The 23,053-nt window shown below is 74.4% G+C and carries 16 protein-coding genes and 1 pseudogene; 12 read left to right on the top strand and 5 right to left on the bottom strand.

Annotation, left to right across the window (positions count from 1 at the left end; translation table 11 throughout):
• Positions 1–402 precede the first annotated feature (402 nt).
• Positions 403–1,287, bottom strand: a pseudogene (locus tag CP982_RS05890) (NAD(P)-dependent oxidoreductase); the annotation flags it as partial.
• 196 nt (positions 1,288–1,483) lie between these two features.
• Here CP982_RS05890 and CP982_RS05895 point away from each other — a divergent pair.
• Positions 1,484–2,479, top strand: a complete 996-nt coding sequence (locus tag CP982_RS05895; protein ID WP_425329812.1) for a GlxA family transcriptional regulator — start codon at positions 1,484–1,486, stop codon at positions 2,477–2,479.
• A gap of 21 nt (positions 2,480–2,500) precedes the next feature.
• Here the strand turns inward: CP982_RS05895 and CP982_RS05900 are convergent, their stop codons facing one another.
• Positions 2,501–4,084, bottom strand: a complete 1,584-nt coding sequence (locus CP982_RS05900) for a class I adenylate-forming enzyme family protein (protein WP_150509512.1) — start codon at positions 4,082–4,084, stop codon at positions 2,501–2,503.
• A gap of 277 nt (positions 4,085–4,361) precedes the next feature.
• On the opposite strand from CP982_RS05900, the gene CP982_RS05905 reads away from it, so the two are divergent.
• The 6 genes from CP982_RS05905 (at position 4,362) to CP982_RS05930 (ending at position 12,533) form a co-directional block, all read left to right on the top strand.
• Positions 4,362–5,969 (top strand): NAD(P)-binding domain-containing protein, encoded by a 1,608-nt coding sequence (locus CP982_RS05905; RefSeq protein WP_150509513.1) that lies wholly within the window; start codon positions 4,362–4,364, stop codon positions 5,967–5,969.
• Positions 5,969–7,099 carry an alpha-hydroxy acid oxidase gene (locus CP982_RS05910; protein WP_150509514.1) on the top strand — a complete coding sequence of 377 codons (1,131 nt, stop codon included), beginning with the start codon at positions 5,969–5,971 and terminating at the stop codon, positions 7,097–7,099. Before CP982_RS05905 ends, CP982_RS05910 begins: the two co-directional genes overlap by 1 nt.
• Positions 7,096–8,547, top strand: coding sequence for a cytochrome P450 (locus tag CP982_RS05915; protein WP_150509515.1), 1,452 nt, complete (start codon positions 7,096–7,098; stop codon positions 8,545–8,547). Before CP982_RS05910 ends, CP982_RS05915 begins: the two co-directional genes overlap by 4 nt.
• A 56-nt stretch (positions 8,548–8,603) precedes the next feature.
• Positions 8,604–9,356, top strand: a complete 753-nt coding sequence (locus CP982_RS05920) for a class I SAM-dependent methyltransferase (RefSeq protein ID WP_150509516.1) — start codon at positions 8,604–8,606, stop codon at positions 9,354–9,356.
• Positions 9,357–9,535: 179 nt separating this feature from the next.
• Positions 9,536–11,395 carry a protein-arginine deiminase family protein gene (locus CP982_RS05925; protein WP_150509517.1) on the top strand — a complete coding sequence of 620 codons (1,860 nt, stop codon included), beginning with the start codon at positions 9,536–9,538 and terminating at the stop codon, positions 11,393–11,395.
• Positions 11,396–11,516: 121 nt separating this feature from the next.
• Positions 11,517–12,533: a DUF5954 family protein gene (locus CP982_RS05930; protein ID WP_150509518.1), complete on the top strand. Its 1,017-nt coding sequence runs from the start codon at positions 11,517–11,519 to the stop codon at positions 12,531–12,533.
• Here CP982_RS05930 and CP982_RS05935 read toward each other — a convergent pair.
• Positions 12,521–13,285, bottom strand: a complete 765-nt coding sequence (locus tag CP982_RS05935) for a hypothetical protein (RefSeq protein ID WP_150509519.1) — start codon at positions 13,283–13,285, stop codon at positions 12,521–12,523. The two genes, CP982_RS05930 and CP982_RS05935, sit on opposite strands and share 13 nt — an antisense overlap.
• Before the next feature lie 251 nt (positions 13,286–13,536).
• Between CP982_RS05935 and CP982_RS05940 the strand changes: the two genes are divergently transcribed.
• Together CP982_RS05940 and CP982_RS05945 are read left to right on the top strand one after the other, a co-directional pair.
• The gene (locus CP982_RS05940; RefSeq protein ID WP_150509520.1) at positions 13,537–14,082 is read left to right on the top strand and encodes a PadR family transcriptional regulator; all 546 of its coding nucleotides are present in this window, start codon (positions 13,537–13,539) and stop codon (positions 14,080–14,082) included.
• Between the two features lie 231 nt (positions 14,083–14,313).
• Positions 14,314–15,105 (top strand): thioesterase II family protein, encoded by a 792-nt coding sequence (locus tag CP982_RS05945; RefSeq protein WP_150509521.1) that lies wholly within the window; start codon positions 14,314–14,316, stop codon positions 15,103–15,105.
• Positions 15,106–15,139: 34 nt separating this feature from the next.
• Here the strand turns inward: CP982_RS05945 and CP982_RS05950 are convergent, their stop codons facing one another.
• Complete coding sequence (locus tag CP982_RS05950) at positions 15,140–16,639, bottom strand: MFS transporter (protein ID WP_150509522.1); 1,500 nt, start codon at positions 16,637–16,639, stop codon at positions 15,140–15,142.
• A 112-nt stretch (positions 16,640–16,751) separates the two neighbouring features.
• Between CP982_RS05950 and CP982_RS05955 the strand changes: the two genes are divergently transcribed.
• On the top strand, positions 16,752–17,192 hold the full coding sequence (locus CP982_RS05955) for a MarR family winged helix-turn-helix transcriptional regulator (protein WP_229878866.1): 441 nt from the start codon (positions 16,752–16,754) through the stop codon (positions 17,190–17,192).
• A gap of 75 nt (positions 17,193–17,267) precedes the next feature.
• Here the strand turns inward: CP982_RS05955 and CP982_RS05960 are convergent, their stop codons facing one another.
• Entirely contained in the window at positions 17,268–18,086 is an 819-nt protein-coding gene (locus CP982_RS05960; RefSeq protein ID WP_150509523.1) for a serine peptidase, read from the bottom strand.
• 174 nt (positions 18,087–18,260) lie between these two features.
• Between CP982_RS05960 and CP982_RS05965 the strand changes: the two genes are divergently transcribed.
• Together CP982_RS05965 and CP982_RS05970 are read left to right on the top strand one after the other, a co-directional pair.
• The gene (locus CP982_RS05965; RefSeq protein WP_150509524.1) at positions 18,261–18,608 is read left to right on the top strand and encodes a CU044_2847 family protein; all 348 of its coding nucleotides are present in this window, start codon (positions 18,261–18,263) and stop codon (positions 18,606–18,608) included.
• Positions 18,609–18,643: 35 nt separating this feature from the next.
• Positions 18,644–23,053 (top strand): AAA family ATPase, encoded by a 4,410-nt coding sequence (locus tag CP982_RS05970; protein ID WP_150509525.1) that lies wholly within the window; start codon positions 18,644–18,646, stop codon positions 23,051–23,053.

The raw sequence follows: 23,053 nt of genomic DNA on the forward strand, positions 1-23,053 counted from the left end.
AGACTGCGGGCCGGAGTCCGCGCCCACGTCCGTCGTAGTCGGAAGTCGGCCGACTCATCCTCGGGTAGGAGAAGGCGCTGGTACATGTAGATCTCATGTACCAGGGGTGTGACCTGCGTCTCTTGGTCAGCAACCCGCTTGCCGTTTCGGGCATTTCCCCCGAATCCCGAACCTTTTCGACAGGTGTCATTTGAGACACCGCAGGTGCCACAGGAGTCCTGTGTGACACCGCCGAAGGGGGTCGGGCACCGCCCCATGACGTGCGCCGGGGCGACGCCGCCGCGTCCTCTCCAACGACGCGGCACTCTGGCGTGTTCCCTAGGGGCGGGCGGCCCGTCGCGGAGCCGTCCGCCCCCTCCACGGCCCCTTAGGGGTCGGCCTCTTCGGCGCCCCGGGGTGGCGTCAGGGCTTCCGCAGGACCTCGATGACGCTGGCGAAGCTGTCCCCGCCGTGGCCCGCGGCGTGCGTCCGCTCCATGGTGGCCTTCAGGAGCCGCGGCAGGGCGTTGTCCACGCCGCGGTCGGCGGCCGCGTGGATGAGGTGGTCGATCGCCGCGATCTGCACGTCGACGGTCGCGTCGTCGCCCGGGTAGCGGCCCTCGTCCACCTGGGCGGCGTACCGGGTGATGAAGGCGTTCACGGCGCCGCCGAGCCAGCGCAGGGCGAGCGGCGCGAACTCCGTGGCCTTGGCCCCGTCGGCACCGACGAGGGCGGTCCCGTGCAGCCAGCCGCCGAAGGCCGCCCACATCAGGCCGAGCAGCGCCACGTCGTACAGCGAGGCGAGGCCCGCGTCCGCGCCGAGGAACAGCGGGTCGCCGAGCGCCTCCAGAGCGGGCCTGTGGGTGTCGAAGGCGGTCCGCAGACCGCTGTAGAGGAACATCATCTCGGGGCTGCCGACGCCGGGCGGGGTCGTCATGACCGCGCCGTCCAGGTAGTCGACGCCGTGCGCCGCGGCCCACGCGGCGAACTCCTCGGCCTGCTCGGGCGAGCCGGTGGTGAGGTTGACGAGCGTGCGGCCCGCGAGCGTCGCGACGACCGGGTCGACGACCGTGTGCAGGGCGTCGTGGTCGAGGACGCAGGCGATCACCAGGTCGCTCGACGCGACGGCCTCCGCGGGGGTCGCCGCGACCCGGGCGCCGCGCGCCGCGAGCGCCGCCGCCTTCGCCGGCGTGCGGTTCCACACCGTGGTCTCGTGGCCGCGCTCCAGGAGGGCGGCGGCGAGGGCCGCGCCCATGTTGCCCAGGCCGATGACGGTGACGGGGGTGCGACGTTCAGCGTTCATTGCGTGCTTGCTCCTTGCGCGTCCACCGGACGCGGTCGTTCCGTACGTCCGCCTGCTGCGGTGCCGTCCGTGGTGATCCGGTACGAGGACCCTCGCAGCGGGCCGGAGGGCGGGACAGTGACAGCGGTGACGCCGATCACCAAATTCCTGCCACGCGCCCGGGCGGTCGTACGCTCACCGCATGAGCGCTGGTTCCGTCGCGGTGGTCGTGACCGAGGAGATCGGGGTCCCGTCCTGGGACCTGTACGAACTGAGCATCCCGTGCACGGTGTTCGGCAAGCCCCAGCCGGACCTCTCCGAGCACTGGTACGACCTGAGGCTGTGCGGCGTCGGCACCGGCGCGCGGGACTCCGCCGCCCATCCGTTCGGCGTCTCGGTGCGCACGCCGTACGGCCTCGACGACCTGGTCGGCGCGGACACCGTGATCGTCCCTTCGGTGCCGGACGCCTGCGTCGAGGAGGGCGCGCCCCTGCCGGAGGGCCTCGTCGACGCGCTGCGCCGCGCCCACGCGGCGGGCGCGCGGATGGTGTCGCTGTGCAACGGCGCCTTCGCGCTCGCCGAGGCGGGCCTGCTCGACGGCCGCCGCGCCACGGCGCACTGGCAGCACACCGGCCAACTGGCGGCGCGCTACCCGAAGGTCGAGTTCGACGACTCGGTCCTGTACGTCGACGAGGGGGACGTGCTGACCAGCGCGGGCCTGACGGCGGGGCTCGACCTGTGTCTGCACCTGGTGCGCCGCGATCTGGGCGCGCACGTCGCCAACCAGCTCGCGCGCCGCATGGTGGTGCCCGCGCACCGGCCGGGCGGGCAGGCCCAGTTCATCGACCTCTCGGTGCCCGAGGCCGACGACGCGAGCCTGAGCCCCGTGCTGGAGTGGGCGCGCCGGCACCTCGACGAGCCGCTGACGGTGGACGACTTGGCGCGCCGGGCCGCGATGAGCCCGCGCACGTTCTACCGGCGGCTCCAGGCGGCCACCGGCACCACGCCGCTCCAGTGGCTCCTGAACCAGCGCCTGGCGCGGGCCCAGAGCCTCCTGGAGGCGACGGACCTGCCGGTCGAGAAGGTCGGCGAACTCAGCGGCCTCGGCACGGCGAACAACCTCCGCCACCACTTCCTCAAGCACGTGGGGGTCTCGCCGAGCGACTACCGCCGGGCGTTCTCGCGATCGGGCCCGACGGGGGATCCCCTGACGGCATGAGGGCCCCGGCGCCGCCCCGGCTCAGCGCGCCCCGGTGGCGGGCGGCGCCTCCGTCGGCACCCGGGCGAGCAGCGCCCGCTTGTCCGGCTTGCCGCTCGGCGTCACGGGCACGTCCGTGACGACGGTCAGCGTGGACGGCAGCCCCGGCACGCCCAGTTCCGCCTCCACGCGTGCCCGTACGGAGTCGAGAGCGGGCGTGGCGCCGGGCGCCGCGACGACGAAGGCGTGGGCGGCCTCGCCCGTGCGCCGGTCCGCGGCGGCCACGACGTACGCCCGGTCGACGTCGGGGTGGGTGGTGAGGGCCTGCTCGACGGCGCCGCAGTAGTGCACGACCGCGTCGACGATGACGATGTCGCGGCTGCGGCCCGTGAGGTGGAGGAAGCCGCGCGCGTCCAGGTGCCCCACGTCGCGGGTGCGCACCCAGCCGTCGCGCAGCACCTGGGCGGTCTCCGTCGCGTCGCGCCAGTAGCCGCTCATGGCGCAGGGGGTGCGCGCCCAGACCTCGCCGGTGCCGCCCGTCGGGACGGGGACGCCCTCGGCGTCGCGCACGCTCAGCTCGGTGCGCGCCCAGGGGCGGCCCACGGAGGTGGCGGCGCCCGCGGGCCCGTGCGCGAGGTCGTCGGGCGTCAGGAGGGTGAGCATGCCGGTCTCCGTCTGCCCGTACGCCTGGTGCACGGCGGTGCCGACGCGCTCGACCGCTTCGGCGAGCGCGTGCGGGGCGAGCGGGGAACCGGCCACGATCAGGACGCGCAGACCGCTGAGGTCGGTGGCGCGGCCGGGCCCGGTGCGCAGCGCGTCGAGCACGCGGTGCAGCCGGGGCACGGTCATCAGCAGGGCGGTGATCCGCAGCCGCTCGATGACCCGGGGGAACTCCAGCGGGGCCGCGGGGATGACGGCGGTGCCGCCGCCGAGGAGGCAGAGCCCCAGGTGCTCGAACATGACGGCGCTGGTGAGGGTTCCGAACAGCAGGAAGCGCCGGTACCCGGCCGCGAGGCGCGCGACCCGGTCGTCCCAGCGGGCGGGCTGCCAGGACCAGTACGCGGTGAGCGCGCGGTAGTCGAGGACGCAGCCCTTGGGGTGGCCGGTGCTGCCGCTGGTGAGGTGGACCAGGGCCTCGTCGCCCGGGCGGCCGCGCGCGACGAGGCCGTCGCCGGGCAGCGGACCGGCGTGCGGATGGGCCGCGAGCAGGTCCCTTTCGAGCCGCAGGACGGGGGCGCCCCCGGCGGCGCGCAGCAGTTCGGGGCGCGCCGGGACGGCGTCGGTGACGACCGCGTCGACGTCCGTGGCCAGGACGTGGGCGAGCTGGGACGGCGTCAGACCCGGGCGGAGCCCCGTCACCCGGCAGCCGAGCAGATGGGCCGCGATCTGCACGGCGAAGCCCTCGGGCGTGACGTCCGTGGCCAGGGCGAGGGAGCGGCCCGGACCGAGCCCCGCCGCACGCAGACCGGCCGCGCACCGGGTGACGAGCGAGAGCACCTCGCCGCGCGTGACGGCACGGGAGCGGTGCTCGAAGGCCACCGAGGCGGGATGGCGGCGGAACGCGTCGATCAGGGACTGCGGGAAGGGCGCTTCCGTCGAATGGCTCGCTTTGCGTCCGTTTTCCACGGGGCATCCGTTTCGGAGGATGAAACAGCGGCAGCGGGAATGAGGGTGCAGAACAGGAAAGCGGCGTACGATCTCTGGCCGGATTTCACCCGGGGGTCGACCGGCCTGGCTCACGGTATCGCTCGGCCCTCTTCCCGCAAGCCCTCATTCCCTGTGACGCACGCCACACCAAGACGCCCTGGCGGCCCACTTGAAGTGTCAACTAGCGTGATGTACTCGCTCGTTGAAGCCTCTCACCGGGGACGTCGGCGACGCTCACCGGAGACGGGAGCAAGGCGTGGCCTACGGTGGCTCATTTGACTACTTGATAGTCGGCGCGGGACCCGCGGGACTTCAGGCCGGATATTTCCTTGACCGCTCCGGCCACAGCTATCTCATCGTCGAGTCCGGAACAGCTCCGGGAACGTTCTTCACACGTTTCCCGCGACACCGGAAACTCATATCGATCAACAAGGTGCACACCGGCTGGGACGATCCCGAGCTGAGGCTGCGCACCGACTGGAATTCGCTCCTCTCGGACGAGGGCGCCCCGCTGTTCACCGACCGCACCCCGCGCTACTTCCCGGCCGCCGACGACATGGTCGGCTATCTGGCGGACTTCGCCGCCGCCCACCGGCTCAACGTCCGGTACGGCACCCGGGTCACCGAGATCAGCAGGCCGGGACCGCCCGCGGGGACCGGTGACTTCACCGCGCGGACCGCGGACGGCACCGCCCTGCGCGCCCGGCGCCTGATCGTGGCCACCGGCGTCAGCCGACCCTACGTACCGCGGGACATCGAGGGCGTCGAGACCGCCGAGCGCTACGACGACGTGTCGGTCGACCCGGACGACTTCACGGGCCAGCGCGTGCTGATCATCGGGCGCGGCAATTCCGGCTTCGAGACGGCGGACAACCTGATCGAGACGGCGGCGGTCATCCATCTGGCCGGACCCGGTTCGCTGCGCATGGCGTGGCGGACGCACTTCGTGGGGCATCTGCGGGCGGTGAACAACAATTTCCTGGACACCTACCAGCTCAAATCGCAGAACGCGCTCCTCGACGGCCGGGTCCTGTCCCTGCGCAAGCTGCCCGACGGCACGTATGTGGCCGCGGTGAGCTTCGCCCGGGTCGACGAAGTGGTCAAGGAGATACCGTACGACCGCGTCATTCTCGCCACCGGTTTCCGCTTCGACGCGTCCCTCTTCGCCCCGGAATGCCGTCCGCGCCTCACCATCAACGACCGGTTTCCGGCGCAGACCGACTCCTGGGAATCCGTCGACGTGCCCGATCTGTTCTTCGCGGGCACGCTCACGCAGGTACGGGACTTCAAGAAATCGACGAGCGGATTCATCCATGGATTCCGCTACGGCGTCCGGGCGTTGCACCGCGTCCTCGAACGCCGCTACCACGGCGTGCCCTGGCCCGGCAGGGACCTTCCGGCCACCCCGGCGGCGGCCGCGGACGCCGTGATCGCGCGCGTCAACCGCAGCTCCGCGCTCTGGCAGCAGTTCGGCGTCCTTGCCGACGCCCTGCTCGTCGGCGCCGACGGCGGCCTGCGCCTCTGCGAGGAGGTGCCGGTCGACCACCTCCACCGCGCCGTCGCCCAGGGGCACTTCGGCGACGTGACGCGGTACTTCGGCATCACCCTCGAATACGGCGCCGACCACGACCGCGTCGACCCGTTCGACATCGGGGTCGGCCGGGTGGGGCAGCGTGACACCACCGGGCTCGACGGGCGCTATCTGCACCCGGTCGTCCGCGCCTTCCGCGCCGGGGAGCTCCTGGCCGAGCACCACCTCACCGAGAACCTGGAGAACGAGTGGGACAGCGAGGAGGTCCACCGCGCCCCGCTCCTGGCCTTCCTGCGCGAGCGCCTCGCCCCGGACAGCGCGGGCCGCGCCTGATGTCCCGCATCGAGGAGCTGCACGACCGCGCCCGCGCCGCGCTCGACCCCGTCCACTACGACTACTACGCCGGGGGCTGCGGAGCCGAGGCCGCCCTCGCCGACAACGAGCGCGCCTTCGCCGAACTGGCCCTGCTGCCCCGGATCCTGCGCGGCAACGACCGGCGGGACACCGGGGTCGCCCTGCTCGGCGACCGGGCCTCGCTGCCGGTCGTCGTCTCCCCCACCGCCTTCCACCGCCTCGCCCACCCCGACGGCGAGCGCGCTACCGCCCGCGCCGCCGCGCACGCCGGGACCGTCCTGGTGACCAGCATGGCGGCCACGGTGGCCGTCGCCGAGGTCACCGCCGCGGCGCGGGCCGTGCGCGCCGACGCCGCCGTGTGGTTCCAGGTCTCCTTCCAGCCGGACGACGACGTCACGACCGCCCTCGTCCGCCGCGCCGAGAAGGCGGGCTGCACGGCCCTCGTCGTCACCGTGGACACCCCGGTCTTCGGCCGCCGCACCCGCGACGAACGCAACGGCTTCCACGACCTGCCGCCCGGCCTCGCCCCCGAGAACCTGCGCGACCTGCCCGGCGCGCCACCGGGCGGCACCCTGCCCATCACCATGTCACCGGAGTTCACCTGGCGGCACCTGCGCCGGCTGCGCGACCTCACGAGCCTGCCCGTGGTCCTCAAGGGGGTGCTGCATCCGCTGGACGCGCGCACCGCCGTCGACGAGGGCGTGGACGCGGTCTGGGTCTCCAACCACGGCGGCCGCCAGCTCGACGCGGCGCCGGGCGCCGTACGGGCGCTGCCGCGCGTCGCCGCGGCCGTCGCGGGGCGCGTGCCCGTGCTGCTCGACGGCGGGGTGCGCTCGGGTGCCGACGTCGCGGCCGCCCTCGCGCTCGGCGCCACGGCGGTCGGCGTGGGCCGGCCCGTCCTGTGGGGGCTCGCGGCCGACGGCGAGGCGGGCGTGCGGGAGGTACTCGACGTGCTGCGCGCGGAGTTCGACCACGTCCTGACCCTGTGCGGCGGCCGCAGGCCCGGCGACCTGACCGCCGACATGGTGGTCAGACGGGAGTGGCCCCCGCTGCCGACGGCCGGCCCGCCGACGGAACAGGGCGGCCCGCGCACCGGCCGGCCGCGATGAGGACCCGTACGAGAGCCCTCTGGGCCGCGGCCGCCGGGCTGGCCGCGCTGTCCACGCCGTACTGGCTCCCGGCCGAGGTCGTCGCCCTGCGGATGCGGATCTTCGCGCGGCTCGGCGGCGGCGAGGGCGTCGCCGTCCCGGGCGAACAGGTGGGGCCCGACCGGTTCGAGGAGCTGTACGGGCATCCGGCGGCGGGCGGCCGCAGCCGGGGCGCCGCCCTGTCCGACCTCTTCTGGTACTGGCTCGCGCCCGGTGCCGACGTCCACCAGGAGCACCTGGAGACCGGGCCGCGCTACGACGAGGTGGCCCGCACCACCCTGGCGATCCTCGCCGGACCGGCCCCGGACCTCTCGCGCGCCGCGGCCCGCTGCGCCGCCGCCGTCCTCGACGAACTGGGGACGGGCCGCGCCGCACTGGTGCGCCTCCGCGATCTGATGATGCCCGTGTGGGCGGAGTTCTTCCACGAGCGCGTCTTCCACGAGCCGTGCCCGCCCGGGGTGCGGCGCCTGATCACCGACCACGCCGACGACGTGGTCAGCTCGCTCAAGTGCACCCGCCCGCGCCGCATGCGGCGCCGTCGCCGACTGACGCGGTACCTTGCGGGCCGCATCGCCGCCGGAGCCGTGCCGCACGCGCTGCCCCGCTCCCTGACCGCGCGCGAGCGGGCGCACTACCTCCAGGGCACGTTCTTCAACACGGCCGTGGTGCAGCTGTCCGAGGCGATGGCCCATCTGCTGCTCGCCCTCGCCGAACACCACGACGTACAGGAGCGGGTGGCGGGCGCGCCGGACGACGACCGCTATCTGGACCACGTCATCGACGAGACGTTCCGGCTCTATCCCCTCTTCGGCGTCGCCCACCGCATCACCACCGCCGACATCACGCTCGGCACGGGCCCCACGCTGCCCGCAGGATCGGTGCTCTGCTTCAGCTACCCCGCCTACCACGCCACGGGGTACGAGGACCCCGACTCCTTCGCGCCCGACCGCTGGGAGGCGCGCACGGCCAAGGACGCCCACCACATCCCCTTCGGCGTCGCCGCCAACCGGCCGTGCCCGGCCTGGCGGCTCGCGCCCCTGGTGATGCGCGCGGCCACGCGCGAGGTCCTGCGCCGCTACGCGCTCGACTCGGCGGTCTCGCACACCCGGTCCATCCCGCACCGCGCCCCCTGCCTCCTGGTGCGGCGCGGGCGGCCGCCGCCCCGCCCCTGGGTGCTCGGCGCCCGCGCGTTCCTGCGCGTCAGGGACCGCTTCGAAGACGTGGGGCGGGCACCGGCGCAGCTCGTCCTCGGCACCTGGATGGTGCTCGACGCGCGCCGCCGCCGACTCGCCACGACGTACTTCGCGGCCCACGACACCGAGGGACGGCCGCTCACCGACCGACGCGCCACGGACTCCCCCGACTGCCCGACGCGCCGACCGGCCGAGGCACGCGGGCGTCGATCGTGACCCTCCTTCCGTAGGTCCCGACGGTACTGTCCAGGGACATCGCGAAAGGGGATCGGATGGACCAGGACGCGCGCGGAACCGAGCGGAACATACGCAGTGTCGAGGACGTACTGAGGCTCATGGACGGCCTGTTCGCGCCGGAGGCCGACCGCTGGACGGCGGGCGCGGCCGACTGGTGGGACGGGTTCTACAGCGACCGGTCCAAGCCGGTGCCGTTCTTCGTGGACAAGCCCGACGCCCATCTGGCCGCCTGCCTCGACGCGGGGCTGATCGCGCCCGGCCGGGCCCTCGACCTCGGCTGCGGCCCCGGGCGCAACGCGCTCCACCTGGCCGCGCGCGGCTTCTCGGTGGACGCCGTCGACCTGTCACCGGCCGCGCTCGCCTGGGCCGGTGAGCGGGCCCGCGAGGCCGGGGCCGACATCCGCTTCCACCGCGGCGACGCCTTCGCGCTCGGCCCGGACGCCCTGCCGGGACCGTACGACCTGGTCGTCGACTCGGGCTGCTTCCACCATCTGCCGCCGCACCGGCGCGTCAGCTATCTCGCGCTGCTCGACCGGGTGCTCGCGCCCGGCGGCCATCTGGCCCTCACCTGCTTCGCGGCGGGCGCCATGGGCTCGGAGCTGTCCGACGCCGACCTCTACCGGCAGGAACGGCTGCACGGCGGTCTCGCGTACTCGGCCGAGTCGCTGCGCTGGATCTTCGCCGGTCTGACGGAGGTCGAGCTGCGCCGGATGCGCGCCGAGCCGCCCGAGTCGCCGTACTTCGGCGAGCCCTTCCTGTGGGCGGGACTGTTCCGCCGGGAGCCCTGAGGGATCCGTCGAGGCCCCGCCCCACGGGTGGAGGAACTCCACCCGGAGCTGCGTCGAAGGATGCACCCCCACGTCGCCCGGGCGCACGACGCGCCGTGGCGAGCGCGCCGGAAGAGTGGAGGGCGACCGGTGACGTGATCCCGCCCCCGCGAGGCGGCGGGCGACGGAAGGGGCCCGCGATGGGCGGCCACGCGACAGGAAGTGCCCGGGACGACGGTACTCGGCCGTCCCGGGCGGGGTACGAGCGGCACGGCACGCGCCGCCGTGCGGCGTTCGGCGCGGCGGGCTGCGCCGTGATCGTGGCGGCGCTGCTCTCCCCGGCGCGCGCGGGAGCCGCGCCGCCGCCCGCCCCGGCCCTCGACGCGCCCGAGGGCACGGCCCTGCTGCCCAACATCGACGACGACACGCGCCGCTGCCGGCTGCGCCCCGGCGACCTCGACCGGCTCGACGTGGCCGTGGACCGGCGGCTCGCCGCCTGCCACGACGCGGCGGACGAGGTCGTCAACGGGGCCGAGGACCTGAGGGACTTGACGCCGGTGCGGGTGCGGCCCACCCGGGCGGACGGCGCCGCGGGCGGCCGCGTGTCCGTGCCCGCGGCGCAGCGCCCGTACGTACGGATCTTCATCGAACGGGACGGCCGGTACGTCCCGCTCGGCGGCGCGGGGCGCCTCACCGCGAGGGAGGTGCGCCAGGGGGCGCGACTCGCCGTGGAAGGGCGCGACATCGTGCGCGACACCCGGCGGTGGGACGGCCGGGTCGACCTGACCCTCACCATGGCGGGCGCGGAGGCGCGGCGCGCCGCGCTGACCCTGCGCATGACGCCGGTGCTGCTCCAGCACGACCTCCAGCGCGCCCGGCACGTCTTCGCCGCCGCGCCGGGGCCCGGCGCCCCGGACAGCGGGCAGCCCGCCGAGGTGCCGGTCCACACGCGGCCGCCGGGGCAGTGGCGACAGTTCGCCGACTCGCTGCGCGCGGCGACCCGCGCGGCGGGGCTCCCCGATCGCGAACTGCGCTTCCAGGCAGGCTCGTCGCGGTGGTGGCGCGACATCTGGCGCCAGGACGTCGTCGAGCCCGGCTACGTCAGCAAGCCGACGCCCGGCGGTACCCCGCACACCCTGCGCGTCCTGCTGCGCTCCCCCAACCACTGGAAGTCCGCCGACGGCCGCAAGGAGAGCCTGCGCCGGGCGGGCAGGCTGCTCTTCCGCGATCTGCGCGGCCCGGGCGTCGGCGTCGTACAGCAGTACACGACCCGGCGCGGCCCCGGCGTCGACGAACTCCTCAACTTCACCGGGAACGTCGAGTCCCTGCCGCCCTATCCGGGGCACCCGCGGGGCCGGATCGTCTACGGCGCGACCGCGCGGCGCCACCCCGACCCGTCGTTCACGCGGATGCTGCGCGCCCAGCGGCAGCAGGAACCGGTCGTCCTCGACACCTCCTGGCTGATCGCCGGGCACGCCGACGAGACCGTGCACGTCGTCCGGGCCGACAACGCGCGCGGCTGGACGCTCGCCGTGTCCGACCCGCGCCTCGCGCTCGGCCTGCTGCGCGAGGCGCGGCGCGCCGGTGCGGGCGGGCAGCGCCTGTTCGCCGACACGGTCGCGCCGGACAAGCCGACCGTCGACGAGTTCCTGCGCCACGAGGCCGCCGAGGGTGACAACGCGGACGCGGCCCGGCACGTCGACGGCCAGCTGAAAGTGCTCCTTCGCGAGACCGGCCTGCGCACGGACGAACTGGTCCGCCTTCCCGTGCTGTACGCCCGCGTCGAGTCCCGGCCCGGCGGGCCGCGCCGCCACATCGCCTTCTCCCCCGCGCTCGCCAACGGCCTGTCGCTGACCGCCCGCGACTACGCGGCACCGGTCCCGCACGGGCCGCGGGTGCGCGGCCGCGACCTGTTCCGGGACGCCGCCGAACGCGCCCTGACGGCGAGCGGCGTGCGCGTGCGCTGGGTGGAGAACTTCTCCTGGGCGCATCTGAGCCTGGGCGAGGTGCACTGCGCGACCAACGCGCTGCGCGAGATCGGCCCGCCGCCCGCGCGCTGACGCACCGGCGCCCGACCCCCTATAGGGCACAGCCGCCCGGCTGCCAAGCGAACGACCGATTCATCATGCTCCCGCGTGATGCGGCTGACCGGGCGGGCCGTGTCTCGGGAGAATGGCGCCCATGTCTGACGACTGGAAGCGGCAGATCGACGCGCTCCACTCCGAACTCGTACGCCGTGACGACCCGGCCGCGTGGGTCAGCGAGGCCGACGCCCTCGACGCGTCGTACCTCTATCCCCATCTCGCGGTGCGCGGCCCGGTGTTCGGCCTCGCCGCCCGCGAACCGGGGGACGAGACGGACTGGCGGCTCCTCAACGACGTCATGGACGGCACCCCGCAGCAGGCGCGCGACGGCCTGAACTCCCTGCTGTGGTTCAAGGCGAAGGACAGCGCGGACGGCCGCGCCGAGCGCCGGGCCCTGCTCGCCGCCGTGGCCCGCCTCGAACAGGAGCGGATCAACGAGGTGACCGTGCTCGGCACCCGCTATCGCGTCGTGCGCGGCGAGGAGTTCGCGCGCGCGGGCGACGACGGCCTCGAACCGCCGCGCCCCACCGACCCGGAGCCCGCCGTCCCCTCGTGGGACGAACGGCCGTCGCCGCCCTCCCATGACGCGGGCTTCGCGCTCGCCCCCGGCCGCGACAGCGGCGTCATGGCGGGCGCGCTGCGGCTCGCGCTGCGCGGCTTCACCTATGCGGGCGACGACTTTCCCCCGGCGTTCCGCGAGGACGCGCGGCGGGCCGTGCGGGACTATCCGGAGGTGGTCCTCCTGCCGGTGAGCTTCGGGGTCGCGGAGCGGAGCGGCGAGCGCTGGCGCCCGCGCGGCGCCCTGATGCCGACCCCGCACGACGCCCGCCGCCTCCTGGTCCACGGCCTGACCGAGTTCTGGCCGCTCCTGTACGACCTCGACGACGTCGAGCGCGCCGAGTTCGCCCGCGCCGCCGACCGCTTCAAGTCGGCGGGCCGCGCCAACGAGGTCGTCGTGCGCGACCAGTGCTTCCGCGTCTGCCGCGTGGAACGCATGGTCCGCGTGGGCCCGGACGGCCCCGAGCCCGCCCGCCCCTCCGACGTGGAGACGACGGAGCCGATGAAGCTCCACCCGACGATGGACGAGCACGGGACGATCCGCTACGACGAGTGAGGCGCCGCCGGGGCCGCGTCGGCGGCCGGGGCGTGCGTGGCGTCCGGTTCGTCCTCGGCGTCACCACGTCCCGCACGGCTGCGACGAGCGGCCTTCAGAGCGAGGTGTCCGGCGAACAGGGCAAGGATCGCGCCCAAGCCCGTGGCAATGTGGACGGCCGAATCCCAGGAGAACCTCACCCATCCCCAGATATCCGCGAGCAGGCCACTGGAAGGCTTTCCCGGTGCGACGCGGAGCGTGAACTGACTCACGGACTCCGCGAGCACGTTGTCCGAGTCGAGGTAGTACGCGGTCGCCGTGAAGGAGACGGGCGCCGGGCCCGCCTTGTCCGGCCGCACCGACCATTCCCATCGGGCACGGTCACCCGGAGCCAGCACATTCTGCGCCGTTGACGAATGGGCCTCGCACGACTCCCCGAGTTCCAGGCAGTCGACCCTGATCCCCACGCGCGCCCCGACGTCCACCCCGCGATCACGTCTGGCATTGGGAGACGCGCGCCAACTGCCTGAGACGACGACGGTCAGACGGCCCTTCTCGCCCACGCGAAGCCCTCGCGCCCTGAGTTCGAGGTCCCCTTTGAAAAGGGACTTACGGGCTCGCTCCACCTTGGAGACGTAATCGCGCTGGGGGTCCGGCGAGGCGCCCGGCGTGACGCCCGGGGAAGGAGCGGAGCCGTTCAACGGGTCACTTGGAAACGTCACACACACGACGAGGAGCGGAAGGATCAGCATGAGCGCATAGAGGATGAGCAATTGCCGTGCAAAGGGGCCGGTGAAGGGTGAGCGCCGAGCGCGTACCGGGCGTTTTCGTGGACGGTTCGAGCCTTTCCTGTTCCCCATCGCCTTCCCAGTTCCCCAGTCGAACTGTTGACCCCCGCTCCTGGAACGAGTGCCGTCACGCGGGGCACCAATGTCGCACGCCAGCGGTATCGAGGTACCGGCTTCCTCTATCGAGTGAGTACCTCGGATCGAGGTATGCACGGTCGCTGTGCGACGATGACCCCGTGTTGGAGCTAGCGATCCTGGGAAGTCTCGCCGAAGGCCCGCTGCACGGGTACGAGCTGCGGCGACGGGTCGAGCGGCTGTCCGGGCACACCCGTCCGGTCAGTGACGGCAGTCTGTATCCGGCGATCAATCGGCTGGTCAAGCGCGGGCTGCTGAGCCGGCACAGCGAGCCGGGCGCGGCGGCCACCCGGCGGCACGTCCTGACCCTCAACGACGCCGGGCGCGAGCACCTCCTGGAGCGGCTGCGCGACCCCGCGCCGCACGAGATCACGGACTCCTCGCGGTTCTTCACCGTCCTCGCGTTCCTCTCGCTGCTGCCCGACACGGCGGGGCAGCACGCGGTCCTGCGGCGGCGCCTGGAGTTCCTGGAGACCCCCGCGAGCTTCTTCTACGAGGACGAACGGCCGCTGCGGGCCGAGGAGGTCGAGGACCCGTACCGCCGCGGCATGCTCCTGACCGCGCGGGCCGTCAACCGCGCGGAAGTCGCCTGGCTGCGGGAGGTCCTGGACGGCGGCCCCGACGGTCCCGGGGGCAGCGGGTCCTGAGGCCGCCCGCGCCCGCCCACACGTCCGGCCGACCGGACAACCTCCTCGCGGTGGACGCGCCGTGGCGATTCACGGATACCCGGTGGTCGAGCGGGGTAGGGAACCGGGTCGGCGTGCGACGCACCTCCGGGCCCACCTCCAGGTTGCGGCGTTCGCCCGGGTTCTGGTTGCGTCACGCGAGCGGCCACGAGAACCGCGGCCGGACCGCCTTCCCGCCCTGACGGAGTGCTGATGACCATCGAACCGAGGACGACGACCACCCGCGCCGGGGGCACCGCGACCACCGCCGCCGCCCGCTGGCTGCGGCGCCCGCAGCCGCGCCCTGGGGCGCGGACCACCCTGGTGTGCTTCCCGCACGCGGGCGGCACCGCCTCGTTCTTCACGCCCTGGGCGCAGCTGGTGCCGTCCCACGTCGAGCTGGTCGCGCTGCAGTACCCGGGCCGCCAGGACCGGCTCGGGGAGCGGCCGATCGCGACGATGACCGACCTGGCGAACGCCGTCGCGGAGGTCCTGCGCACCGGCATACGCGCCGACCGCGAGCTGCTCCTGTTCGGGCACAGCATGGGCGCCGCGCTCGCCTGGGAGACGGCGCTGCGCCTGGAGGCGGGGACGGGCCCCGCGCCGCGGCGGCTCTTCGTCTCCGGGCACGAGGGCCCGCGCCGCAAGCGCCGCGGCACGGTGCACCTGCTGCCCGAGGAGCAGTTCGTGGGGAAGATGAAGGAGCTGGGCGGCACCGACCCCCGGCTCCTGGACGAGCCCGAGCTGCGCGAGATGGTGCTGCCCGCGGTCCGCGCCGACTACCGCCTCATCGAGACCTACCGCCCGGACCTGGAGGCCCGCCTCCGCTGCCCGATCGGGGTGTTCACCGGCGACCAGGACGGTGAGGTGACGACGGAGGACGCCGACGCGTGGCGCGAGACGAGCCTCGGCGGCGACTTCTTCACGAAGGTGCTGCCCGGCGACCACTTCTACCTCGCGGACCAGGCCGAGCACATCGTCGCCGAGATGTTCGGCGCCCGCTAGGCGTCGAACATCCCGGCGAGGGGTGAGCAGCGGTTCAGACCGCGGCACGCTCCGGAGCCTTGGACTCCGCGTCCGACTCCGCCACCTTCGTGACGGCGCTCGCACGCGGCGCGTGCGCCGCCCGCAGACCGCCGATGGCCACCGCCACGACCAGGAGGAACGCGGCGCCCGCGATGGCGAAGCTCAGGGTGAACTGACTCTCCTGGGGCAGCGAGGGCATTCCGGCCGGGAGCTCGATCGTCTTCGACGCGAGGAGCGTGGTGATCATCGCGCTCGCGATGGCGCTGCCCACCGAGCGGGAGATGGAGTTGATGCCGTTGGCGATGCCGGTCTGGTGGGCCGGGACGCTGGCGACGATGAGCGCGGGCATGGAGGCGTAGCCGAAGCTGATCGCCAGGCCGACGACCATGCCCGCGCCGATCACGGAGGCGCTGGTGTCGTGCGCCAGGGTCAGCCAGGCGAAGCCGAGGACGCCGAAGGCCGCGCCGACGGCGAGCGTGACCCGCGCCCCGATCCGGCGCACCAGGACGCCGCCGAACTGGGCGCCGACCAGCGAGACGAGCGTGGTCGGCAGCAGGTACACGACGGAGGCGCCGAGCACGGAGGCGCCGAAGCCGTAGCCGGCCACGTCCTCGGGCATCTGCACGAGGTACGAGACGCCGATGAACTGGGCGAACATCGCGAAGCCGAGCAGCAGACCCGCCAGGTTGGTGAAGAGCACGGGCCGGTGCGTGAACATCTTCATGTCCACCATGGGCTCCCTGACCCGGCTCTCGGTGAGGACCCACACGCCCGCCATCACGACCGCCCCGGCGAAGGAGCCGAGGGTGCGGCCCGACGTCCAGCCCCACTCGTGGCCCTGCGAGATCGGCAGGAGCAGCAGGACGAGGAGCAGCGCCAGGGTGAGCGCGCCCAGCCAGTCGGTCCTGCCGCCCGTCTTGGAGCGGGAGGCGGGCACGACGAAGATCACGCCGATGAGCGCCACCACGGCGAGGACGACCGCGAGCCAGAAGACCCGGTGGTAGTCGGGGTCGTCACCCTGGGTGAGGAGCCCCGCGCCGACCAGGGCGAGACCGCTGCCGAACGCGAGCGTGCCGCTGACCAGGGCCATCGCCCCGTGCAGCTTCTCCGGCCTGATCTCCTCGCGCAGCACGGACAGGGCGAGCGGGAAGATGGCGGTCGCCGCTCCCTGCATCACGCGGCCGACGATCAGCCAGGTCAGCGAGGTCGTGGTGGCGGCGAGCACCGAGCCCGCGATCATCACCAGGAGCACGCCGATGAGCGTGGGCTTCTTGCCGTGCTGGTCGCCGAAGCGGCCGAGGAGCGGGGTGAAGACGGCGGCCGACAGGAGGGTGGCCGTGGTCACCCAGCTGACGTTGGCCGTGGTGGCGTCCAGGTCGTTCTGGATGATCGACAGGATCGGGACGACCAGGGTCTGCATCATCGATACGACCATGGCGGCGAGGCCGAGGACCAGGACGACCGAGGTCTGTCCCGAGGGCCTTGAGCCCGCCGTGTGCTGTGCGTGAGACACGGAATCTCTTCCCAACTGCTTAAGAACCTAGAAACTTGAGAACCTCAAGCAACCGCATCACTGTAGGGGCCATTGTTTGAGATGGTCAAGTTTTAGGGCGTAAGGTGGACCCATGCCTGAGACTCCCCGCGTCGGCACCGGCCAGCTGATGGAGCTGCTGTCGGTGTCGCTCGGCGCCTACTACGGCGATTTCACGGCCGCGGCCGCCCGTGAGAACCTCACGGCCAGCCAGGGCAAGACCCTGAGCGTGCTGCGGCGCGGCCCCGCCGCGATGCGCGTGCTCGCCGGGACGCTGGCCTGCGACGCCTCGAACATGACGGGGATCATCGACCGCCTGGAGAAGCGCGACCTGGTGCGGCGCGAGCCGAGCCCCGGCGACCGGCGCGTCAAGAACGTCGTCCTCACCGCCGAGGGCGAGCGCGTCATCGACGCGATCCGCGCGAACATGGGCACCACGCTGGCGGGCCTGGACACCCTCGACGACGAGGAGCGCACGACCCTGCACGACCTCCTGAGCCGCGTCTTCCTCCCCGGCCCCGGCGCCGCGTCCTAGCGCCTCGCCCCCGGGCGTCCGCGGTCCCGTCGTGGCTGGTCGCGCGGTTCCCCGCGCCTCGGTGCGGCGCCCCGCTCAGGCGCGGGCGGCGTGCCCGGTCAGTGTCTCCCCCACCGCCGCACTGGCCAGGTAGTGCGCCGCCAGACGGAAGTCGAAGGCGTGGATGGTCTCGTGGGTGTCGGCGTCCACCCCGCGGAAGTGCCGGGAGACACCGCGCACCGGCAGGGCGACCAGGTCACCGAGGTCGGCGACGTTGACCCAGCGGCGCACCGACGGCGGGCGCCCGCCGACACCGTCGGCGGGCGCGGGATCAAGACGGGGGAAGACGGCGTGCGGCAGGGCGAGGGGCGAGCCGAGCGTGAGGAACAGCTCCACCTGGTGCTCGGGGTGCGCCCACAGCGTTTCGTAGGCGACGACGGAGCCGAGCGAGTGCGCGATCACCACATCGGGCCGCTCGCGGGCGATCGTCTCCGCCACCGCGTTCCGCGCGTCGTCCCTGGCCCGCGTCCCGCTCCGCAGATACGTGGCCACCTCGCCGAAGAACCGGGCGACGAACCGCTCGACGAGCCGCGGTGAGAGGCGGCGCCGTGCGGCCAGCCAGCCCAGCGCCTGCCGGACGGGCCACGTGCCCGGCCCCTGGTCCTCCTCGTCCGGCAGGCCCAGCTCACCCAGCCAGAGCCGGACCAACTGCTCGGCGTCGTCCGGCAGATCGTCCAGGCCGACGTCGCCGCCCTGCGCGTCCTCGTCCTGGACGTGGTCGGCGTAGTACGCGACGGACAGGTCCGCCGTGCTCATCAGGGCGGCGCCGGGGCCCCGGGCCAGATGCCCCTGCCAGATCCCGGTCAGCCGTGCCGCCGCGTCCTGCGCGGACTGCCCCGGCTGGTGGTTCCCCACACCGTGTACGCCAACGATCCGCACGGCACTCCGATGCTCGCCTCTGCCCCGGCTCCTCACCGCGCCGTCGAGGAGCGATCTCCTTTTCCCACAGGCGCGTTGAGCTTCCTGCACAATAGGGCAAGCCTCGGACGGCGGGGCGCGAAGCCCGTTCCTGCGGTCAGAAGGAGAACGATGCGCGAGGTGGCCCGGTTCCCGCTGGCCGACGGCGGGATCGCGAGCGTGGAGGTGGAGGACCAGGAGTACGGCGCGCGCTCCTTGGCCCGCCGCGGCGGCTACATCGAGGCCGCCAGCACCCTGGACCACGCCATGGATCAGATCCGCGACGTCGCGAGCGCGATGGTGCGCCCCCTGCGCGACATCCAACCGCGGCCGGACGGCGTCGAAGTGGCCTTCGGCGTACGGCTGAACGCGGAAGCGGGAGCCCTCATCTCCAGCAGCGTGGTGGAGAGCCACTTCCAGGTGACCCTGACCTGGACGGCCACGCCGCCGGCCCGCGAACCCGGCGAGGTCAGCGACTGACCACGGGCCGCCCGGGTACTCGTCCAAAGCGAGACATGACACACACGACCGAGCCGCCCCCGGCGCCGCGCGGACCGGACCCGGCCCCTCCCGCAGGGAGCCCGGCCGAGCGTTCCCTCGTCATCTCCGTGGGCGCCTTCCGGCCGCCGCCGGCCGTCCCCGCCGACGAGGAGGCCCCGCCCGGCTTCCGCCCGCTGCGCTTCGCCCACCGACACAGCGATGCCGTGGCCCTCGCGCTGTCCGCGCTCGGGCACCAGCTGCACGGCGACGGCGTGCTCGCCGACCCGGCCCTCGCCGAGACCCAGGGCGCCCTCGACGAGGCCCTGCGCGCCACCCCCGTCACGGGCGGTCTGGTCGTGCACGTCCTCACCCACGGCCACACCGACGACCAGGGCGGCCTGTACCTCGCCATGAGCGACAGCGGTCCGTACGACGGGCTCGACGTGGAGGCCTGGCTGCGCGCGGTCGAGCGCCGCCCCGACCAGCCCTCCGTGCTGCTGCTCCTCGACGTCTGCCACGCCGGGTCGGCTGTCGACTGGCAGTGGGTCGCGTGGCGGACGCGGCTGCGCGCCGAGCGCCGCAAGGCATGGGTGCTCGCCGCGTCGGCGGCGGACGAGAAGGCTTACCGAGGCCGGTTCAGCCAGGCCGTCGCCGCGGTCCTGCGGCGGGTCCGCGCCGACGGCCTGGGCACCGACCCGGGCGTCGAGTTCGTCCCCGTCTCGCTGGTCGCACGGGAGATACGCAGGACCCTCGACGCCCTGTGGCGGGAGGAGGACGGCAGACCGCAGCACCTGGACAGCACGCCGCTCGCCCTGGGCGAGGAGCCCGCCCTGCGCCTTTTCCGCAACCCCCGCTACCGGTCGACGCCGCTGGCCCGGCTGCGCCTGCACACCGAGGACTCCCTGCGCGGCTTCCTCGCCGAGCTCGACCCCGTGCTCGACGCCCAGCACTACATGGGGCGCGCCTTCGGCACGCACAAGGCGCCCGGCCGCGCGGTGTGCCTGTTCACCGGCCGCCGCGACGAGTTGGGGCTGCTCACGCCGTGGGTGGACGGCGTCACCGACCAGGACCCGCACCTGCGTGTGGTCACCGGCAGCCCGGGATCGGGGAAGTCGGCCCTCCTCGGCATGCTGGTGTGCGCCGCCCATCCGGACCTCCGCGCCCTGCTGATCGACAGGCTGCCGCCGGACCTGCCCCTGCCGGGGCGCGGGACCTCGTTCGCCGCCGTGCACGCGCGCGGCCGCGGCACCGGCGAGCTCGCCGCCTCCCTGGCGGGGCAGTTGGGGCTCGGCACGGGGGCCGACGCGTGGACGGCGTCCGACGTCGTGGGCGCGCTGCGCCACCGGGTGTCGAACGGCGGCCCGCCCGCCGTGATCGTCGTCGACGCCCTCGACGAGGCGGCCCACGTGCCGGACACCGTGGCCCTGTTGCTCCTCCCGCTCGCGCGGGCCCGCACCGTCGACCGGGGCCGGCGGCGGCGCGGCGGACAGCCCGTGTGCCGCCTCCTGGTGGGCACCCGGGACGTGGCCGAGGCGGCCGCGCTGCTCGCCGAGGCACGGCAGCGCGGAGTGCTGGACCTCGACACGGTGCCCACCGCCGCGCTGCGCACCGACGTGACCCATTACCTCCTGCGGCACCTGGAGCGGGATCCCGCGTACGACACGGCCGCTCAGGCGGCGCTTCGGAAGGAACTCAGCCTGCGGATCGCCGAGGCCCTGGTGCCGGACGGCGGGACCCCCGGCGGCGCGGCACGGGCCGGAGCGCCGGGCTCGTACCTCCTGGCGAGCCTGTACCTCCAGCATCTGCTGACGGCGCCGGGCCCGGTGGGCCCCGGCGGGGTCGACCGGGCGGTGGCGGAGGTGCCGCGCGACGTCCCCGACGTACTCGCCCTGCACCTGCGGCAGTTGGACGACGCCTGGGCCCGGCCCGTGCTCGCGGCCCTGTCCCACGCCGCGCACCCGGGACTGCCCGCCGAACTGGTCCTCGTGCTTGCGCCGCTGATGGACGGCGCGCCCGCCGCGGCGGCGGACCGGGCGGCCGTGTCCCGGGTCCTCGCCGACCTCGCGTTCTATCTGCGGCGTTCGGTGGACACCGACGGCACGACCCTGTACCGCCTGTTCCACCAGGAGCTCGTCGACCACCTCAAGGCGGCGCCGGTGTCGGCCGCGGCCGTTCACCGCGCCCTGCTCTCGGTCCTGCGGCCCGCCGGGGCGGGCACGGTGGACTGGGCCCTCGCGCTGCCCTACCACCTGCGCCACCTGGTCGGGCACGCCGCCGCGGCGGGCCTGCGCGACACGCTCCTTGCGGACCCCGGCTTCCTGGCGCACGCCGACCCGGCAGGCCTGACCGGGCATCTCGACGCCGCCGAGAGCCCCGAGGCACGCGAACTCGCGGGCGTGTACCGGATGTCCACCGACCGGCACCGCCGCGCCGACCCCGCGGCACGGCGGTCCGTCATGGCCATCGACGCGGCCCGGTCGCAGAACGCCGTGCTCGCACGGCGCCTGGCCCACTCCCCCGGGGCCGCGCCCGTGGCCTGGACGCCCTCCTGGTTCTCCGGGCGGGCGAGCCGCAGGGCGTCCGGCACGGTCCTGGTCACTCAGCGGACCGTCACCGCGCTCGCCGTCGGCGAGTCCGCCGGGCGCCCGGTGGCGCTCAGCACGGACGGCACCGAGCTGCTCCTGTGGGACCTGTGGACGGAGCAGCCGCTGGGCCTCCCTATGACGGGCCACACCCGTCGCGTGCACGCGGTCGCCCTGGGGCGGCTCGGCACCCGGACGTACGGCCTGACCGGGGCGGGCGACGCCACCGTCCGCCAGTGGGACCTGGAGGAGCAACGCCCGCACGGCCCGGCCCTGCGGGGCCATCGGGGAGCGGTGACCGGCGTGGCCTTCGTCGCGGTCGACGGGGTCCCGCTCGTCCTGTCCGCCGCCACCGACGGCACGCTGCGGCTGTGGGACCCGCACCGGGGGCAGCCCGTCGGACCGCCCATCAGCACCGGTACGGCGCCGGTCCGCGCCCTCGCGGTGCTCGACCTGCCCGGCGCGCCGCTCGCCGTCACCGCCGACGGCGACGGGGCGGTCCGGCTGTGGAGCCTCGGGCGGCGCACCGCGCTGGGCGCCGCCCTTCCGGGCGCCCCCGCGCTGATCGAGTGCCTGTCCGCGACGCCGGTCGGCCGGGGCCGGGCCCTGGTGCTCGCGGCGGGCGCCGACCGCACCTGCCTCTGGGACGTCGCCCTCGGCGGCACGGTGGCCGACCCCGTCCCCGTGGCGGGCCCGCCATCGCGGCTCCCGCCGGCCACGGGCCCTGTGGGTCTGCTGGCCTCCTCCGGCCCCGCCCCGGCCGTCGCCGTGATCCCCCGGGCCGAGAACCTCGCGCTGCGCTCGCTGCCCGACGGCGCGGAGCGGGTCCTCGGCGGGCACACGCGCTCCATCACGGCCCTCGCGACGAGCGTGGTGGGCGGTCGGCGCGTCGTGCTGACCGGCAGCCGGGACACCACCGTCCGGCGCTGGTACCCGGACTCCCCGACGCCACCGCCCGAGTACGGCCATCCCGGCCCGGTCACCGCCCTGGCCTGCGGCACCATCGGCGCTCTGCGGGTGGCCGCCGTCGCGGCCGGCGCCGAGGTCTGTCTGCGCGACCTCACGACCGGCCGCGTCCTGCGCCGCGTCGGCACGGCCCACGGCGTCGTCACCGGCGTGGCGTTCGCCCGGACGTCCAGGCGTACGGTCCTCGTCAGCGTGGGGGCGGACCGGGCCGTGCGGATCACGGGCGCCGACGGGGAGCAGACCGGGCCGCCGCTGACCGGGCACACCGGCCGCGTCGACGCGCTGGCCGTCGGCCGCCTCGACGGCGGGCCCGTCGCCGTCACCGGCGGGGTCGACCACAGCATCGCCGTATGGGACTTGACGGGCCGCAGCCTCCTCGGCAGGCACGTCTCCGCGCACGACGCGCCGGTCACCGGCATCGCCCTCGCCGCGGCGGCGGACGGCTCCGCGACCGTGGTCTCCTGCGGCGACGACAGGACCGTCAGGCTCTGGCACCTGACCTCCGAAGGGCTCTTCCCCCGGGGCGTCGTCCGCCAGGAAGGCCCCGTCCGCTCGGTGGCTCTTCGCCCCTCCGTGGCCGGGCCGGTCGCCGTCACCGTCGGCGGCGACCACAGCATCCGTCTCTGGGACACGACCGGAGGGGACCCGCTCGGTCCGCCCCTCGCCGGGCACACCGCCGCCGTCAGCAGCGTCGCCCTCGGGCGCTGCCAGGGCGTTCCCGCGGCCTTCAGCCTGGGCGCCGACGCCACCCTGCGCGCCTGGGACCTCCACGGCCGCCGCCCCCTGGCGCTGCTCGAACTGCCCGAGCCCGGCGAGGCCCTGGCCTGGGCGCCGGGTCAGGGCCTGCTGATCGGTCTCGGCCGGGACGTCCTGCTGCTGCGCGAAGCACCACGCTGA

The sequence above is a fragment of the Streptomyces spectabilis genome, from assembly GCF_008704795.1.
In the GTDB taxonomy this organism is placed as follows: domain Bacteria; phylum Actinomycetota; class Actinomycetes; order Streptomycetales; family Streptomycetaceae; genus Streptomyces; species Streptomyces spectabilis.

Excerpts from the sequence above, each read along its gene's own strand:
- CP982_RS05910 (WP_150509514.1), top strand. The coding sequence starts at position 5,969 with ATGTCCCGCATCGAGGAGCTGCACGACCGCGCCCGCGCCGCGCTCGAC.
- CP982_RS05915 (WP_150509515.1), top strand. The coding sequence starts at position 7,096 with ATGAGGACCCGTACGAGAGCCCTCTGGGCCGCGGCCGCCGGGCTGGCC.
- CP982_RS05920 (WP_150509516.1), top strand. The coding sequence starts at position 8,604 with ATGGACCAGGACGCGCGCGGAACCGAGCGGAACATACGCAGTGTCGAG.
- CP982_RS05925 (WP_150509517.1), top strand. The coding sequence starts at position 9,536 with ATGGGCGGCCACGCGACAGGAAGTGCCCGGGACGACGGTACTCGGCCG.
- CP982_RS05930 (WP_150509518.1), top strand. The coding sequence starts at position 11,517 with ATGTCTGACGACTGGAAGCGGCAGATCGACGCGCTCCACTCCGAACTC.
- CP982_RS05945 (WP_150509521.1), top strand. The coding sequence starts at position 14,314 with ATGACCATCGAACCGAGGACGACGACCACCCGCGCCGGGGGCACCGCG.
- CP982_RS05955 (WP_229878866.1), top strand. The coding sequence starts at position 16,752 with ATGCCTGAGACTCCCCGCGTCGGCACCGGCCAGCTGATGGAGCTGCTG.
- CP982_RS05965 (WP_150509524.1), top strand. The coding sequence starts at position 18,261 with ATGCGCGAGGTGGCCCGGTTCCCGCTGGCCGACGGCGGGATCGCGAGC.
- CP982_RS05970 (WP_150509525.1), top strand. The coding sequence starts at position 18,644 with ATGACACACACGACCGAGCCGCCCCCGGCGCCGCGCGGACCGGACCCG.